At 46.6% G+C, this 16,978-nt stretch carries 14 protein-coding genes; 13 read left to right on the forward strand and 1 reads right to left on the reverse strand.

The window, feature by feature from the left end; all coding sequences use genetic code 11:
- Positions 1 to 119: 119 nt before the first annotated feature.
- The 4 genes from MHB56_RS22425 (at position 120) to mgrA (ending at position 3,543) form a co-directional block, all read left to right on the forward strand.
- Positions 120 to 863 carry an alpha/beta hydrolase gene (locus tag MHB56_RS22425; protein WP_076126350.1) on the forward strand — a complete coding sequence of 248 codons (744 nt, stop codon included), beginning with the start codon at positions 120 to 122 and terminating at the stop codon, positions 861 to 863.
- A 34-nt stretch (positions 864 to 897) separates the two neighbouring features.
- Positions 898 to 1,662, forward strand: coding sequence for an HAD family hydrolase (locus MHB56_RS22430; RefSeq protein ID WP_076126352.1), 765 nt, complete (start codon positions 898 to 900; stop codon positions 1,660 to 1,662).
- Between the two features lie 34 nt (positions 1,663 to 1,696).
- Entirely contained in the window at positions 1,697 to 2,437 is a 741-nt protein-coding gene (locus tag MHB56_RS22435; RefSeq protein ID WP_076192851.1) for an NAD-dependent protein deacylase, read from the forward strand.
- Between the two features lie 107 nt (positions 2,438 to 2,544).
- Positions 2,545 to 3,543 carry an L-glyceraldehyde 3-phosphate reductase gene (mgrA, locus tag MHB56_RS22440; protein WP_341144026.1) on the forward strand — a complete coding sequence of 333 codons (999 nt, stop codon included), beginning with the start codon at positions 2,545 to 2,547 and terminating at the stop codon, positions 3,541 to 3,543.
- Positions 3,544 to 3,634: 91 nt separating this feature from the next.
- On the opposite strand, the gene MHB56_RS22445 is transcribed toward mgrA, so the two are convergent.
- Positions 3,635 to 4,501 (reverse strand): AraC family transcriptional regulator, encoded by an 867-nt coding sequence (locus MHB56_RS22445; RefSeq protein ID WP_076126358.1) that lies wholly within the window; start codon positions 4,499 to 4,501, stop codon positions 3,635 to 3,637.
- A 218-nt stretch (positions 4,502 to 4,719) separates the two neighbouring features.
- On the opposite strand from MHB56_RS22445, the gene MHB56_RS22450 reads away from it, so the two are divergent.
- The 9 genes from MHB56_RS22450 (at position 4,720) to ptsG (ending at position 16,933) form a co-directional block, all read left to right on the forward strand.
- Positions 4,720 to 5,895: a galactokinase gene (locus MHB56_RS22450; RefSeq protein WP_076126360.1), complete on the forward strand. Its 1,176-nt coding sequence runs from the start codon at positions 4,720 to 4,722 to the stop codon at positions 5,893 to 5,895.
- 4 nt (positions 5,896 to 5,899) lie between these two features.
- Complete coding sequence (gene galE / locus MHB56_RS22455; RefSeq protein ID WP_036680993.1) at positions 5,900 to 6,886, forward strand: UDP-glucose 4-epimerase GalE; 987 nt, start codon at positions 5,900 to 5,902, stop codon at positions 6,884 to 6,886.
- Positions 6,887 to 6,940: 54 nt separating this feature from the next.
- On the forward strand, positions 6,941 to 8,521 hold the full coding sequence (locus MHB56_RS22460; RefSeq protein WP_076192848.1) for a UDP-glucose--hexose-1-phosphate uridylyltransferase: 1,581 nt from the start codon (positions 6,941 to 6,943) through the stop codon (positions 8,519 to 8,521).
- Positions 8,522 to 8,684: 163 nt separating this feature from the next.
- Positions 8,685 to 9,848, forward strand: a complete 1,164-nt coding sequence (locus MHB56_RS22465; RefSeq protein ID WP_076184697.1) for an iron-containing alcohol dehydrogenase — start codon at positions 8,685 to 8,687, stop codon at positions 9,846 to 9,848.
- A gap of 55 nt (positions 9,849 to 9,903) precedes the next feature.
- Positions 9,904 to 10,122 (forward strand): hypothetical protein, encoded by a 219-nt coding sequence (locus tag MHB56_RS22470; RefSeq protein WP_341144027.1) that lies wholly within the window; start codon positions 9,904 to 9,906, stop codon positions 10,120 to 10,122.
- A gap of 1,057 nt (positions 10,123 to 11,179) precedes the next feature.
- Complete coding sequence (locus tag MHB56_RS22475) at positions 11,180 to 11,716, forward strand: protease (RefSeq protein ID WP_076184696.1); 537 nt, start codon at positions 11,180 to 11,182, stop codon at positions 11,714 to 11,716.
- Positions 11,716 to 13,308, forward strand: a complete 1,593-nt coding sequence (locus MHB56_RS22480) for a flotillin family protein (RefSeq protein ID WP_081392480.1) — start codon at positions 11,716 to 11,718, stop codon at positions 13,306 to 13,308. The genes MHB56_RS22475 and MHB56_RS22480 overlap by 1 nt, the downstream gene beginning before the upstream one ends.
- 411 nt (positions 13,309 to 13,719) lie before the next feature.
- Positions 13,720 to 14,598, forward strand: a complete 879-nt coding sequence (gene glcT / locus MHB56_RS22485) for a glucose PTS transporter transcription antiterminator GlcT (RefSeq protein WP_076126370.1) — start codon at positions 13,720 to 13,722, stop codon at positions 14,596 to 14,598.
- Between the two features lie 265 nt (positions 14,599 to 14,863).
- Positions 14,864 to 16,933 carry a glucose-specific PTS transporter subunit IIBC gene (gene ptsG, locus MHB56_RS22490; RefSeq protein ID WP_339811381.1) on the forward strand — a complete coding sequence of 690 codons (2,070 nt, stop codon included), beginning with the start codon at positions 14,864 to 14,866 and terminating at the stop codon, positions 16,931 to 16,933.
- Positions 16,934 to 16,978: the final 45 nt, after the last annotated feature.

The raw sequence follows: 16,978 nt of genomic DNA on the forward strand, positions 1-16,978 counted from the left end.
GAATTAAGTCACAATAGAAAGCGTTATCATGTGTGCGAAATGTGGCGATGTGTTGAAGGTTGTTAGAATAGAGGGATTCCACTATAATTTTTATATGCATTAACATCTGGGAGTGGAACATGTTGAAGAGAAGAATAACTAAGCGTCGCGTCGCTATTTTTGTATTGATTATTTTAGTGGTAGCCGGGTTGCTGATATGGAAGTATTTAACGCCATATGCACCGGCTCAAGAGGCCGAAACCGCACTGATTTCAAGTGGTGGAGTTACCGTCGAACAGAATGATAATTGGATCTCGTTCGAACCTTCCATTACTAAAGGCGCCTCGATTATATTTTATCCTGGGGCTTTGGTTAAACCGGAAGCTTATTCCCCTCTTGCGAAGAGCGTCGCTGCTGCAGGGCATCCCTTCTACATCGCCAAAATGCCGTTTAATTTAGCCGTTACGAAGGGGGATGCCGCAGAAGAGATTATTCGTGTGCATCCGAAGCAATCTTTTGTGCTGGGTGGACATTCACTTGGGGGTGTCATGGCCTCACGTTACGCAATTGAGCATACGGACCAGCTGGAAGGTGTATTTTTCTTAGCCTCTTATCCAGATGAAAAGGGCAGTCTACGAGAGACTACTTTGTCAGTGTTATCGGTTGTGGGTACTGAGGATCAAGTGATTGACAGAGACAGCTACAACAAAGGGCGCTCCTATCTGCCAGATAATACAGTTTATAGTTCAATTATAGGTGGGAATCATGCGCAATTTGGCAGCTACGGGCCTCAGAAGGGGGACGGCGAAGCCACAATATCCGAGGAAGAGCAGCAGAGTCGCACAGTAAGTGCCCTGTTGGATTGGCTGGGAAATCTGAGGTAGTTACGGGTCATTCAACAGAGGGAGGAAACAATTCATGCCCATATTACACATTAACGATGAATGCGTTCCCTGCTCCGGAATATTGTTTGATAAAGACGGGACATTACTCGATCTATTAGCCACCTGGGGGAATTGGGCGGAGCTTGTGCTGCGTGGACTGGAAGATCAACTTGCGATCATGGGAGCGGGATTTATTGTAGAGCGCAGCAAGGTGCTGGGTACGCAACATGATCCGCAAGGGAAGTTAATAGGGTACGACCCGGCGGGGCCGCTTACCATGGCTACAGAAGAAGAAAGTTACGGTGTACTCGCATGGCAGCTATATGCAGCAGGAGTTCCTTGGAATGAAGCGCTGACCCGTGTGAAAAGCATAACTAAAAACGCGATGTATGAATTACGCCGACGCCGTATGGCACAGCCTTTAGCGGGACTTCATTCTTTTTTGGAGCAATGCTCTGCGGCATCCCTTAAGCTTGGCGTGGTTACCTCCGACGGGGCAAAGACCACCGGAGAGCATTTGGAATGGCTTAATGTGGCAGGCTATTTTGATTCGGTAGTTACTAGGGACAGAGTAAAAAACGGAAAACCAGCTCCTGAAATGGCTGAATTGGCCTGCCGGGAGTTAGGGCTTTCGCCTGAAGAGACGATTATTATTGGGGACAGTAATGCCGATATGCAATTAGGTAAAGGTGCAGGGCTTCGCCTCGCAATTGGGATTTCCGCCAGTGGTGATGGGGAGCACCTTATAGATGCAGATGTAATCATTTCCGGTTTCAATGAGCTTCGGATCACTTACTGATCAGCTAATAAAAGGAAAGGATGTGCTACTTAGCATGGATCAATTGCAGACACTTGCTTCTTGGATCAAAGAAAGTGACAATATCGTTTTTTTCGGAGGGGCGGGTACGTCTACAGAGAGTGGAATTCCTGATTTCCGCTCCGCAGCTGGATTATATCAAACTCAGCACAATTCACCTTATCCACCTGAAGTGATGCTGAGCCGCACTTTTTTTATGTCCTCACCGGACATTTTTTTTGATTTTTACCGCAGTAAAATGATTCATCCAGAGGCCCGTCCGAATGGTGCGCATCAGCTACTAGCGGAGTTGGAACAGCAGGGGAAGCTGAAAGCGGTGATTACGCAAAATATTGACGGCCTGCACCAGCAGGCGGGTAGCCGTAGTGTCCTTGAGCTGCATGGTTCGATCCATCGCAACTATTGTATGGACTGCTCACGGTATTACGGGCTGGATCAACTGCTGGAAATGACTGAGATCGTTCCTCACTGCCCGGAATGTGGCGGAATTATCAAGCCGGATGTGGTTTTATATGAAGAAGAATTGGATCACTCCGTGCTTATGGGCTCTGTAGCAGCGATTGCCTCTGCAGATATGCTTATTATTGGTGGAACCTCGCTAACGGTTCAACCTGCGGCCAGTCTGGTGACTTATTTCCGGGGCAAACGTACGGTGCTGCTGAACGGAGATCCCACACCTTATGATGATCAGGCGGATCTGCTGATTACAGATCGAATTGGAAAAGTAATGGGCAGTGTCAAGGATCTATTAAGCTAGAAGGAAAAAGCTGTCCTTTGGTTTCTCTTGCCAGATTATTATTACGCTCAGAAGTTTAAAGATAAGGTAGGCTCACAACAGCGTGTAATGAGAGGCAGGGATAAGCAATGGTATATGTAGCAGACGATAAACGGTATGACAACATGCGTTATAATCGTTGCGGGAACTCAGGTCTCAAGCTCCCAGCAATCTCATTAGGATTATGGCAGAATTTTGGTGGGATCGATAATTACGAAAACGGCAGAGAAATGATCACTCGTGCTTTTGATCTTGGAATTACCCATTTTGATCTGGCCAACAACTATGGTCCACCAGCTGGTTCAGCAGAAGAGCTGTTCGGTAAAGTTCTTGCCAATGATATGTATCCTTATCGTGATGAAATAGTGATTTCTACAAAAGCAGGGTATAACATGTGGCCCGGCCCTTATGGGGAATGGGGTTCACGTAAATATATGCTGGCTAGTCTGGATCAGAGCCTGAAGCGGCTAGGCCTAGATTATGTTGATGTTTATTACTCTCATCGTCCAGACCCGGAAACACCGCTTGAAGAAACCATGCAGGCGCTGGATTATGCGGTACGTTCTGGCAAAGCTTTATATATAGGACTATCCAACTATAATGCGGAGCAGACGGCTGAAGCCCTCAGTATTCTAAAAAGCCTGGGCACACCGCTCTTAATCCATCAGCCTAGTTATTCTATGCTCGATCGTTGGATTGAGGGTGGCTTACAGGATGTACTGGAACATAGTGGTGTAGGAAGCATCGCTTTTACACCCTTGGCTGAAGGCTTGTTAACCAACAAATATTTGAATGGTATTCCAGAAGGGTCAAGAGCTGCCAAGCCGTCTGCCGCCTTGAATGAGAGCCGGATTACACCGGAGGTGCAGCGGAGGATTCGCGCACTTAATCAGCTTGCGGTTTCGCGAGGACAGAGTCTGGCTCAGTTTGCACTGGCTTGGACACTCCGGGGTGGCAAGGTTACTTCTGCCCTAATTGGAGCAAGCAGAGTGGATCAGATTGAAGAGAATATAGCTGCTTTAGCTGATCCTGATTTCAGTCCGGAGGAGTTAGAGCGGATTGAAACGATTTTAAAGACAGAACTATAGCATATTGAACAGTAACAGCCCGGTTCCTTACGTTAAGGAAGGTGGGCTGTTGTTGTATAGTGGATTTATGGATTTATGGATTAAGGGCAAACTAACGTTCAGGTTTCTCTGCTTGTCTCGTTGTAGTCATCCGGTAAGCCGTCGGTGACTGGGCACAAAACCGTTTGAATTGGCGAGAGAAGTATAAAGCATCGGTGAGCCCCACAGATGCTGCTACCTGTTCCACGGACAGCTCCGGTCGTTCACGCAGCAGTTGTCTGGACTTTTCAATCCGCAGCTTCAGCAAGTAGGTCACCGGAGATAATCCGGTCTCTTGCTTAAATACACGGGACAGGTAGGCTCGATTATAACCCAACGTATCACACATTTGTTCAATAGAGACCGGATGCGCATATTGAGAAGCCATGTAGTGGATCATTTGCTTCACAGTACGCTTAACCTGTGATTCTGCGCCGGGCAGACGGGAGAAGGAAGAGAGCAAATCAGCTGCTTCGCCGACAATGAGATAGAGATAGCCAAGCGAAGTCAGATGGGCACTCTCTTTGTTGGCGTTGAAGGCTTGCATGATGCTGGACAGGGCACCTGGAATGAGGCTTTCACCTGTTGTAGTCACCACAGGCTGTTGTGGTGTGAACCCTGTCTGCAGCACCAGATCGTCAGCTTCACTGCCAGTAAAAGCTGCCCAGCGATAGCACCAGGGCTGGTCTTTATCCGAGACGTAACTGACTAATTGTCCCGGATGGATCAAGAAGCAGTCCCCTTTACCCAACTCATATTTATGATGTTCTGTACGGAAAACGCCCGAGCCAGATTCTATGAAATGCAGCAAATAATAATCATAGATCTTGGGTCCAGCTTGATGCATGGGCAGGGTCTGACTCTGGCCGGCAAACAGTACATGAAGGTTCTGTTTATCGTAATACACTGGATTGGATCCTACGGAATAAGTATGCTCCATTTGGGACAGCCTTTCTTGTGTTAATGTCATTTAATGGCTTATAGTTTAGAGAGTAACAGTAATATATGTAATTATTATATTATGGGAAGTCACATTTATCCATACATTACACACATGATTGCATTATCAGAGGATGAATGAATCTATTATAATGAGTACATAAAGAACGCTTTACTAATTCCCACTGGCTGAAGCAGCGAAAGGATGGAGTGGCATTAATGAGCATACAGGAACTTAATAACAAATTTATTGAAAAATATGGGGTGAGCGGGGAAGAGGCTAAGGTGTTTTATGCACCAGGTCGTGTCAATCTCATCGGAGAGCACTTGGATTATAACGGCGGGTATGTACTTCCCGCAGCTTTGGAATTCGGTACAACGCTGATTGTGCGTCCACGTAGTGACAGCAAAGTGAATTTTGCATCAACTAATTTTCCTTACGAAGCTTCTATTGATTATAGCGAAATTGGCAAGGCCAAAACGGGTGAATGGATTGACTATCCGATTGGGGTAATGGTTGAGCTGGATAAGAAAAGCACCCCAGTATCCAAAGGGTACGATCTGCTGTTCCATGGCGATATTCCGAATGGAGCAGGCTTGTCCTCCTCGGCCTCTCTTGAAGTCGTTACTGCTTATGCGTTCCTGACTCTCGAAGGTGGCGATACAGACACTGTAGAGATTGCACTTTTGTCCCAGCGTGCTGAGAATCAGTATGTAGGTGTAAACTCCGGAATAATGGACCAGTTCGCAGTTGCTAACGGCAAACGCGATCATGCGATCCTGCTGATGTGCGACACACTTGAGTACAATTTGGTACCGTTCATCACAGGTTCATACAAATTGGTTATCGGCAACACGAACAAACGCAGAGGGCTTGTAGATTCCAAGTACAATGAACGCCGTCAGCAGTGTGATGAGGCATTAGCTATTTTGCAAAAAGAAGTGCCTTCACTAGCTTATCTGGCACAGCTTAATCGTGAACAGTTCGAAGCACATCAAGATAAAATCACAGACGAAATTGTAAGACGCCGCGCTCGCCATGTTGTGGAAGAGAACCAACGCGTGCTAGATTCCGTTGAGGTATTAAAAAACAATGATCTGAAGCAGTTTGGACAGTTCATGAATGATTCGCATGCATCCTTGCGCGATTTGTATGAAGTTAGCTGTGCAGAGCTTGATATTATGGTTGAAGAAGCTGGGCGCATCCCAGGTACACTCGGTTCCCGTATGACTGGCGCGGGTTTCGGAGGCTGTACAGTATCTTTGGTACATGAAGATGATATAGAACGTTTTATTCGTGAAGTTGGTGAAGCCTATACCACAAGATCTGGTTTGGTTGGCGAGTTCTACGTTTGCGGCATCGGTAATGGTGTCCAAGAATTGAAGGGAGTGTAATCAGATGGCGATTTTAGTAACAGGTGGAGCAGGGTATATTGGGTCTCATACTGTAGCGGAGCTGCTGGATCGTGGCGAAGAAGTGGTGGTCATCGACAATCTGCTAACAGGGCATCGTGAGGCACTGCTGGGTGGCAAGCTGTACGAAGGTGATCTGCGTGATAAAGAACTGCTGGGTAAGCTGTTCGCTGAAAATGAGATTGAAGCGGTTATCCATTTTGCTGCAAGCTCTTTGGTCGGAGAAAGCATGAAGGACCCTGTAAAATATTACGACAACAACGTATATGGTACACAGTGTCTTCTAGAAGCTATGCAAAAAGCTGGCGTGAACAAGATCGTATTCTCGTCCACTGCCGCAACCTACGGCGAACCGGAAAAGGTGCCGATTGAAGAAACAGACCGCACTGAACCAGCCAATGTGTATGGAGAAACTAAGCTGACCATGGAACGGATGATGGCTTGGTTTGACAAAGTACTGGGCATCAAATACGTAGCATTGCGTTACTTCAATGCAGCTGGCGCACATGCCAGTGGTAAAATCGGTGAAGACCATCGTCCAGAAAGTCATTTGGTGCCGCTGGTATTGCAAACGGCCTTGAAGCAACGTGACAGTATCGCAGTTTTCGGAGATGACTATCCTACAGAAGACGGTACTTGTGTGCGCGACTACATCCATGTCAGCGATCTGGCTGACGCCCATGTCCGTGCGGTAACTTATCTGCGCAGCGGAAGCAGCAGCAATATTTTCAACCTGGGCAATGGACTTGGATTCTCGGTAAAACAGGTGATTGAAACGGCGAAGAAGGTTACTGGACTTGAAATTCCTGTAGTCATTCAAGAACGCCGTGCCGGCGATCCGGCTGTGCTGGTAGCTTCCTCCGACAAAGCGCGTAGCGTCCTTGGATGGAACCCGCAGCATGCAGATTTGGAAGATATCATTCAAAGTGCATGGAACTGGCACTCTGCCAATCCGCAAGGATACGGAGAATAAGGGACTTTAGGTTAGCTTATCTTGAACTTGAGACCCTACTTAAGGAGAATTAAAATGCACAACGAGAATAAGATTACACCTGCTGGCCAGAAAGCATTACATGCGATTGAGCAGCTTGTTCTGTTCGCACTGCGCCAGCAGCTTATAGCTCCATCCGATGAAGATTATAGCCGTAATGTGCTGCTCGAACAGTTCGGTTTCAGTGAGCCGCATGTAGGTGACATCGATCAAAGTCCATTGGAAGGGCCGCAGGCTCCACTCGATGCACTGATTGATTATGGTTTTGAAATCGGATTGATCCCAGAGAATAGTGACACTTACCGTGACTTGCTGGATGCCAAGATTATGGGACTTCTCATGGCCCGTCCTTCGGATGTAAATGCTGAGTTCTATAGTCTGACCGCTGAAAAAGGCATCTCCGCGGCTACAGACCGTTTTTATAAATTGAGCATTGATTCGAACTATATTCGGATGGATCGGATCTCGAAGAATGTCTACTGGCTGCAGGATTCGCCGTACGGAGACATTGAAATGACGATCAATTTGTCCAAGCCTGAGAAAAATCCGAAGGAAATCGCAATGGCTCGGCTGCTCCCGCCGCCAGTCTATCCGAAATGTCTGCTGTGCCGTGAGAATGTAGGTTATGCCGGACGGATCAATCATCCGCCACGTCAGAACTTGCGTATCATTCCGCTTAACCTGAATAATGAAAAATGGTTCTTCCAATACTCGCCATATGTTTACTACAATGAGCACTGTATTGTATTCCATCATGATCATGTGCCAATGAAGCTTACCAAGGATACCTTGAAGCGGCTGCTTAGCTTCGTGGAATCATTCCCGCATTATTTTATTGGCTCCAATGCAGACTTACCGATTGTTGGCGGCTCTATTCTGACGCATGACCATTTTCAGGGCGGACGCCACACATTCCCGATTCAAAAAGCGCCTAAGGAAGATACATTTACACATGCTTCTTATCCGGGTGTCAGCATTAATATCGTAAAATGGCCGATGTCCGTATTACGTTTAAATGGAGAAGATCCTGCGGTTCTATTGGAATGCGGAAATGCGCTTTATGAAGCTTGGAAAGCCTACAGCGATCCAGAGGCTGAAGTGCTAGCCTTTAGTGAGGTTGACGGTGAAGTACAACCTCATAATACCGTTACTCCTATCGTCCGCCGGGCCGAGGACGGCAGCTTCGAGATGGATCTTGTGCTGCGGAATAACCGGACTAATGAGCAATATCCTGAAGGGATTTTTCATCCGCACCGGGAAATGCATCATATCAAGAAAGAAAACATCGGCTTGATCGAAGTTATGGGACTGGCGATTCTGCCGGGCCGTTTGAAGGAAGAACTCGATTCCATCGCAGGTATTCTTGCAGGAGATCAAGCGCTGTTAGAAGCGGTGAAGAATGACCCTAGTCATTCTCTTGCGCAGCATGCGGCTTGGATTCAGGAGCTGGTGGAGCGATTCGGAACTGCACTGCAACACGAGGAAGCGCTCAAGATTGTGCAGAACGAAGTTGGCATCAAGTTTACGCATATTCTTGAACACGCTGGCGTTTACAAACGGACTCCAGAAGGTCAAGCAGCTTTCCGCCGTTTCGTAACAAGCTTCGGTGCTTTGTAGTAAGTGAATTTGGATTTAAGGATGTCCTCTAGCCTATGGGCTTGGGGCATCTTTTTTTATTCAGAATGACGAAACGCAGCCACCTAATTTGAATGCAGGTAATCAGAGGTTTATAATACGAAGGAGTAAGACATTACGAATTAACTACTGGAGGTTTACACATATGCGTAAATTTGAATTTTATAATCCTACCAAGCTGATTTTTGGACAGGGTACCCTTGAAGCCTTGAAGACGGAGGTGCCTAAGTACGGTAAAAATGTGCTTTTGATGTACGGTGGCGGCAGTATCAAGCGCAGCGGTTTGTACGATAAAGTAGTTGCTGAGCTGAGTTCAATAGGCGCTACAGTGACCGAACTCTCTGGAGTAGAACCCAATCCACGTCTTTCCACAGTACATAAAGGCGTAGAGCTGTGCCGGGAGCATAATATTGACCTTGTTCTCGCAGTAGGGGGCGGAAGCGTATTGGACTGCGCAAAAGCTGTTGCTGTTGGAGCCAAATATGATGGTGATATGTGGGACTTTGTAGAGCGTAAAGCAGCGGCCCAAGACGCGCTTCCACTGGGCACAGTGCTGACAATGGCTGCTACGGGATCCGAAATGAATAACGGCTCGGTAATCACAAACGAGGTTACTAAGGAAAAAATGGGCTGGGGCAGCGTGCATGCCTACCCGGCATTCTCGATTCTTGATCCAGAGAACACTTTTTCTCTGCCACGTGATCAGACCGTTTATGGCATGGTGGACATCATGTCACATGTACTGGAGCACTATTTCCATACAGACGGCAATACACCGGTACAAGACGGGTTCTGTGAAACTTTGCTGCGCACTGTAATTGAAACCGCGCCGAAGCTTATCGAAGATCTGAACAACTACGAGCTGCGTGAGACCATTATGTACTGCGGTACGATGGCGCTTAACGGAATGGTCAGCATGGGTTTTGCCGGGGATTGGGCGACTCATAATATCGAGCATGCAGTGTCGGCTGTATACGATATTCCGCATGGCGGAGGTTTGGCGATTCTGTTCCCGCAATGGATGAAATATAATCTCAGCACAAACCCTGCGCGTTTCCGTCAGCTTGCAGTAAATGTGTTCGGAGTTGAACCTGCTGGCAAAACTGATGAAGAAATCGGGCTGGAGGGTATTGAGGCTCTGCGTAATTTCTGGGATTCCATCGGTGCGCCGAAGACGCTTGGAGATTATGATATTGATGACAGCGAGATCGGCAGTATGGCTGACAAGGCTGTTCGTTTCGGAGCATTTGGTAATTTCCGCAAGCTTGAGCGTGAAGATGTAGTTGAGATTTATAAAATGGCTTTGTAAGTAAATTCTTCTACGGAAAGAGACCATTTGTCTTTATTCTAGAAGTCGCAATAGAATGTCAAAGAAGCGAATCCTCCGTTATGGAGGATTCGCTTCTTTGTGTTTATGGTCTAGTGTGACTTGCTCCTCTTGCTATACTTTTCGGTCGTTCTCATCCCAAGGTTTCGCTGCCGGTGGCGAACCTCCGCTGCCGCTGGCGAACCTCCGCTGCCGCTGGCGAACCTCCGCTGCCGCTGGCGTACCTCATCTATCACTGTTCGCACCCGTAATCTAATCCGTCGACCGTCCTCGAGAGTCTTACGGACCCAGCTGACGTTATCTGTGAATTTTCAGCCTTTTGAGCAAGTTTTCGGACACCAGAGACACTATTGCTTCGAAATGGTCTTATATTTGCTGTTTTTCATGCCAATAGGGGCTATGCGGTCCGATAGCATACCAAATGTCGGAAAAATCGGCGAATAGGGTCTGCTGAGTCCGATGGGCCGAAGGCGCGTAAACAGCATAGCCTCTTCATACGCGCGAGAGTGTTACCTAACCAACTAGGGTTTGTATGATCCCCACACGACTGATTCCTCTTCCAATGCACGCCTACCCTACGGACCCAGCTGACGTTATATGCGAATTTTCAGCCTTTTGAGCAAACTTTCGGACACCGGAGACACTATTGCTCCGAAATGGTCTCATATTTGCTTATTTTCATGCCAATAGAGACTATGCGGTCCGATAGCATACCAAATGTCGGATAAATCGGCGAATAGGGTCTGCTGAGTCCGATGGGCCGAGGTGCGAAAGCAGCATAGCCTCTTCATATGCGCGAGAGTGTTACCCAACCAACTAGGGTTTGTAAGATCCCCACACGACTGATTCCTCTACCAATACACGCCTACCCTACGGACCCAGCTGACGTTATATGCGAATTTTCAGCCTTTTGAGCAAACTTTCGGACACCAGAGACACTATTGCTCCGAAAGGGTCTTATATTTGCTGGTTTTTATGCCAATAGGGACTATGCGGTCCGATAGCATACCAAATGTCGGATAAATCGGCGAATAGGGTCTGCTGAGTCCGATAGGCCGAGGTGCCGAGGCGCGAAAGCAACATAGCCTCTTCATACGCGCGAGAGTGTTACCAACAAAAATCCGTGCTCCACCAACTATTGAACGGCCTTTAGGACAGCCCCAGCACATGTAATAAAATAGTGCCAATGTGAGCATGCTTATCCTCTGAATGGAACTTATTTGGGTGAATATCCAAAGATTGTGAAACCAAGGACCTACTTTGTACGTTTAATGTAATATGACAGTCCTGATTGAAGACAGGAGGAAACAAAAATGCAAACGCTGTATTTAGGCTGCTTGGCGCTAGGCGTCATATTTGCCATAGTCAGCGTCCTGGTGGGAGATCTGATCGGAGATGCCTTGCATGGGGTCTTTGATTTCGTATCCGTAGATTTTCTGAATCCCACCGTACTGGCAGGAGGAATAACCGTGTTCGGCGGAGCGGGCATTCTTCTAACCCGGTACAGCGCTCTGGAAGCTGGGGCGATCATTGCTTTGTCTTTGTTAGCCGCCGCTTTTTTGGGAGTACTTATGTATCTAGGGGTGGTTAAGCCCATGGAAAAAAGCGAAATGTCCAATGGTTTCTCAATGAGTGATCTGCCTGGCAAGATCGGGGAAATCACAATTCCTGTTCCCGCCACTGGTTATGGTGAGATTATGGTAAAGTTTGGCGCCGGCAATAGCCTGCATACGGCAGCAAGCTTTGATCATGAGCTGCTTCCGGCAGGGATTAAAGTTGTTGTAGTGGAGGTTAGAGAAGGCGTTGCATTGGTGTCAGAATTCGAAAAGAGAAGAGGAGTGGATCTTTAATGTTCGGTATTCCTGAGTATTTGTTAGTCCCTGCTGTTGTCGTTGCTGTCTTGTTTGTGCTAGGTATCGCATTCTGGGCACGTTACAAAACGGTTGGACCCGATGAAGGGATGATCGTAACGGGGTCGTTCTTAGGGAAAAATCATATTTCAGACGATGGTTCTGGCCGTAAAATAAAGATTGTACGCGGGGGCGGGGCCTTTATACTCCCAGTCTTTCAGAAGGCTGAATTTATGTCGCTTCTTTCTCATAAACTCGATGTGACGACCCCGGAGGTATACACCGAACAAGGGGTTCCGGTTATTGCCGACGGTGTGGCGATCATTAAAGTGGGTAGCTCAACGGAAGATGTGGCGACAGCTGCTGAGCAATTTATGGGCAAACCGATTGAAGCACTGAAGAGCGAAGCACAAGAAGTTCTTGAAGGTCATCTGCGGGCCATTCTCGGTTCGATGACCGTTGAGGAAGTATATCGTAACCGTGACCGCTTTGCGCAAGAGGTTCAAGGCGTGGCGGCACGTGATCTTAAGAAAATGGGTCTGCAAATTGTTTCCTTTACCATCAAGGATGTGCGAGACAAACATGGATATCTAGAGGCACTGGGTAAACCGCGGATAGCTGCTGTGAAGCGGGATGCAGAGATCGCTGAAGCAGAAGCAGTGCGGGATGCGAGAATTCAAAAGGCAAACGCAGAAGAGCAAGGGCAAAAAGCTGAGCTGCTGCGGGATACGAATATTGCCGAAGCCTCCAAGGAAAACCAGCTTAAGGTGGCTGCGTTTAAACGGGATCAGGATACAGCGAAAGCGGAAGCCGATCAGGCTTATCATATTCAAGAGGCACGTGCAAAGCAGACCGTTGTTGAAGAACAGATGAAGGTTGAGCTGGTACGTAAGGAACGTGAAATCGATTTGCAAGCCAAAGAAATTCAAGTTCGCGAGAAGCAGTATGATGCTGAAGTGAAGAAAAAAGCAGAAGCGGATCGTTATGCAGTAGAGCAAGCGGCGGAAGCCGATAAGGCGAAGAGAATGCGTGAGGCAGATGCCTTGCAATATAGTATTGAAACGCAAGCTAAAGCGACATCTGAGCAGAAGCGTCTTGAAGGTCAAGCGATGGCGGATGCAGAGCTGGCTAAAGGTACAGCGGATGCTGAGGTTATCCGGTTGCGCGGTCTAGCGGAAGCAGAAGCCAAAGAGAAACTGGCGGAAGCTTTCCAGAAATTCGGCGAAGCGGCGGTGCTCGATATCATCGTCAAAATGCTGCCTGATTTGGCTGGCCAAATTGCGAAGCCGCTGGCATCTATTGATAAACTTACCGTTGTAGATACCGGTAACGGGGAAGGTGCAGCCCGGGTCAGCAATTATGTGACTCAGCTAATGTCCACCGCTCCAGAGATGTTGAAGAGCGTCTCAGGGATTGATGTAGAGGCACTGATCAAGGGGTTGACCTCTAAAGCTTCCGGAAGCAAAGGAGCATCAGTTACACCAGTCGCACCTGTTGCACCAGCTACACCTGCAACTTATATTCAGCCATCAGCAACATCTAGTACAGCCAGCGAGACTTTAACTTCTGTGCCTGAACAAAAGGAAAAATAGTTTAATGCAATTTATATGGTTTTAATTTACTTAAGGTATGACTGGCAAAGCTGCTGGTCATACCTTAATCTTTATGTTTTGATCTGTTTTGATCTAAATTAGACAACATGATAAAAAGCTCATGCGTTTACAGGTGATTTTTGATGAAGCTTTATAGCTTATCGGCATCCCGTGGGAATTATTGTATATATAGACATCGACGCTTTCACTGGTGTTTAAAGATTTTTTCAGGTAAAATAAAAGCCTTTAAGGCTGTTCACTCTGATCTACTAGCTTAGTAAGGACACAGAGTGTTCTTCTAATATGCAATTCTTGGTGTTATGATGGTAGCAAAGCTTGTATTCATCGTACGATTTCTTATTGCGTATGCTGCTGGAAGTTAGGTGTTTAGAAATAAAAGAGGTGTCAAAAATGAGTAGCATAACAGTGGCGAAGGTGTTGAATAACAACGTTATCATTGCCCAGCATCCTCAATATTCCGAGGTTGTAGTTATCGGTAAAGGGATAGGGTTTAACCGCAAGCTGCGGGATCAGATTAATCTATCCTCCGTGGAGAAGATGTTTATTCTTCGCAGCCAGGAGGAGCAGGAACAATATAAACAGCTTCTTCCCCAAGTGGATGAGAAGTTGATTGAGGTCGTTCAAGAAATAGTATTACATATTATGCATTGTAGCCGTCAGCCGCTTAATGAGCATATTCACATTGCACTTACCGACCATATTTCCTTTGCTATCCGTCGTTTTGAACAAGATATCCCAATTCATAATCCATTTTTGTATGAAACTAAGGAGATTTATCCTGAGGAATATAAGATGGCAGAATATGCGATTGGACGGATCAATGAGGCTATGGGCGTGGAATTGCCGGTGGATGAGATAGGTTTTGTGGCTCTTCATATTGTCAGCGCACTTAGTAATAGGCAAATTTCCGAGGTTAGACAACATTCTCTCTTGATTGGAGAGCTGGTTGGGTTAGTCGAGAATTATCTGGACTATCGAATCCCACGTGATTCACTTGATTACTCAAGACTGGTAACCCATCTGCGATTCGTTCTAGAAAGATTACGCCGCGGAGAGGCGGTACAAGAGACCTCAACCCTGGATGGACTCATGAAACGGGAGTATCCTGAGATGTATTCGTTGGCTTGGAAATTAACAAAAATTATCGAACAGCGTGTGCGAATTCCCGTGTATCAAGCTGAGGTAAGTTATTTGACGATTCATCTGCAGCGTATTGCCCAGAAAAAAGTGGACGAACAAGATATGGACAAGAATGGTGAAGCTCCTTAAAGTGCAAAAGTTGTAACAAATCATGGTTTCAAAAAAAACGCTTGCCACTTAAAAAAAACGATGCTACAATGTTCACTGTCATCAACAAAACAGAATATCGAGCGTGTAACTGATTCGATCAGGCATGAGTGAATTACAGTATTTTGGTTGTTAACCCCCTTCTTGGGGCAATCTAACGATAGCGTTAGATTACAACTCCTATACTGTGTTGCTCATGCCTTTTTTGGCATCTGTTTTAGTGAAATTAATGAAAGGAGTAACCTAAATGTTTAAAAAGTTGTTTGGTGTTTTACAAAGAGTTGGTAAAGCTCTGATGCTTCCAGTAGCTATTCTGCCTGCGGCAGGTTTGCTTCTTGGAATAGGAAACATGCTGGTAAACCCAGACTTCCTGCAATATGTTCCAGCACTGGAGAACCATGTTGTTCAGGCTGTTGCCAACGTATTGATGAACTCAGGACAAATTGTATTTGATAATCTAGCCTTACTCTTCGCGGTGGGGGTTGCGATAGGTTTAGCCGGCGGTGAAGGTGTTGCGGGTCTAGCTGCCATTATCGGTTTCCTCGTAATGAACATTACGATGGGTACAGTTATTGGCGTTAATGATTACGTCCTGAGCCAAGGCGACTTCTCGTATGCCAGCGTATTAGGGATTCCAACACTGCAAACAGGGGTGTTTGGAGGTATACTCGTCGGTATATTGGCTTCGGCCATGTACAAGCGATTCTTCAAAATTGAGCTTCCTTCTTACCTGGGTTTCTTCGCAGGTAAACGTTTCGTACCGATCATGACGGCGGTAACAGCTCTAATCTTGGGCTTGTTACTGACAATAGTATGGCCACCTATTCAACATGGTCTGAACTATGTGTCACAAAGTATGATTGATACGAACAAAACGCTTGCAGCGTTTATCTTCGGAACGATCGAACGTTCGCTCATTCCTTTTGGACTGCATCACATTTTCTACTCTCCATTCTGGTATGAATTTGGTACCTACGTTGATAAAGCTGGAGAATTGGTACGTGGTGACCAACGGATCTTCATGCAGCAGCTTCGCGATGGAGTAGACTTCACAGCAGGGACATTTACTACAGGTAAATATCCATTCATGATGTTTGGTCTTCCAGCAGCGGCTTTGGCTATCTATCATGAAGCTAAACCTCAGAATAAAAAGATCGTCGGAAGTTTGATGATTTCCGCGGCATTGACATCGTTCTTGACAGGGATTACTGAGCCGCTCGAATTCTCGTTCCTATTCGTGGCTCCGTTGCTGTTCGCTGTACATGCTGTGTTTGCAGGTCTGTCCTTTATGACTATGCATATTCTGGATGTTAAAATCGGCATGACATTCTCGGGTGGCTTTATCGATTTTGTGCTCTTCGGTATTATCCCGAACCGTACAGCTTGGTGGCTGGTCATTCCGGTAGGTCTGGTCCTTGCCTTAATTTATTACTTCGGCTTCCGGTTTGTAATTCGGAAATTCAATCTTATGACACCGGGTCGTGAAGAAGATACCAATGAAGAAGAAGAAGTGAATACGGAGTCTGTCTCCAGAGCCGGTGATGATCTACCGCGGAACATTTTGTCCGCTCTAGGTGGTAAAGAAAACATCACTCATCTAGATGCTTGTATTACCCGCCTTCGTGTTGAAGTTAAAGATAAGGCAGGTGTAGACAAGAACCGTCTTAAGAAACTTGGTGCATCAGGTGTGCTGGAAGTGGGTAATAACGTTCAAGCGATTTTTGGCACACGTTCAGATACGATTAAATCGCAGATTCAAGATGTGATTAACGGAAAGACACCTGCGGCTTCAGCAGCTCCAGTAGTGGTTGCTCCAGAGCCAGAAGAAGAACAACAGGCAGGTGAAGCTGGTGAAGCGATTATCAAGGAAGATATCGTATCTCCAGTAAACGGTGAGTTGTTGGATATCACAGAGGTGCCAGATCCAGTATTCTCCCAAAAAATGACGGGCGACGGCTTCGCGTTCCTATCCGAAGATGGGAAGATTGCTTCACCGGTTTACGGTAAGGTATTTAACGTGTTCCCGAGCAAACATGCCATCGGTATTATGTCTGACGGAGGCAAGGAAGTGCTCGTTCATATTGGGGTTAATACGGTTAAGCTTAAAGGTCAAGGCTTCACGGTATTAGTTGAAGAGGGCGATCTTGTAGCGGCTGGACAACCGATTATGGAAGTGGATTTAGAGTATGTAAAAGCACATGCACCTTCTGTAATCTCACCTGTTATTTTCTCTAATTTACCAGAAGGCTCTTCTGTAACATTGAAGAAGCCGGGTAAGGTTTCTATAGGAGACCAAGACATTATTACGATTCAGTAAAAGTGCAAGGGCCGATGCTTCCTTGTTCATACAAGGAAGCGAAGC

The organism is Paenibacillus sp. FSL H8-0315, from assembly GCF_038005365.1.
GTDB classification, from domain to species: domain Bacteria; phylum Bacillota; class Bacilli; order Paenibacillales; family Paenibacillaceae; genus Paenibacillus_AQ; species Paenibacillus_AQ odorifer.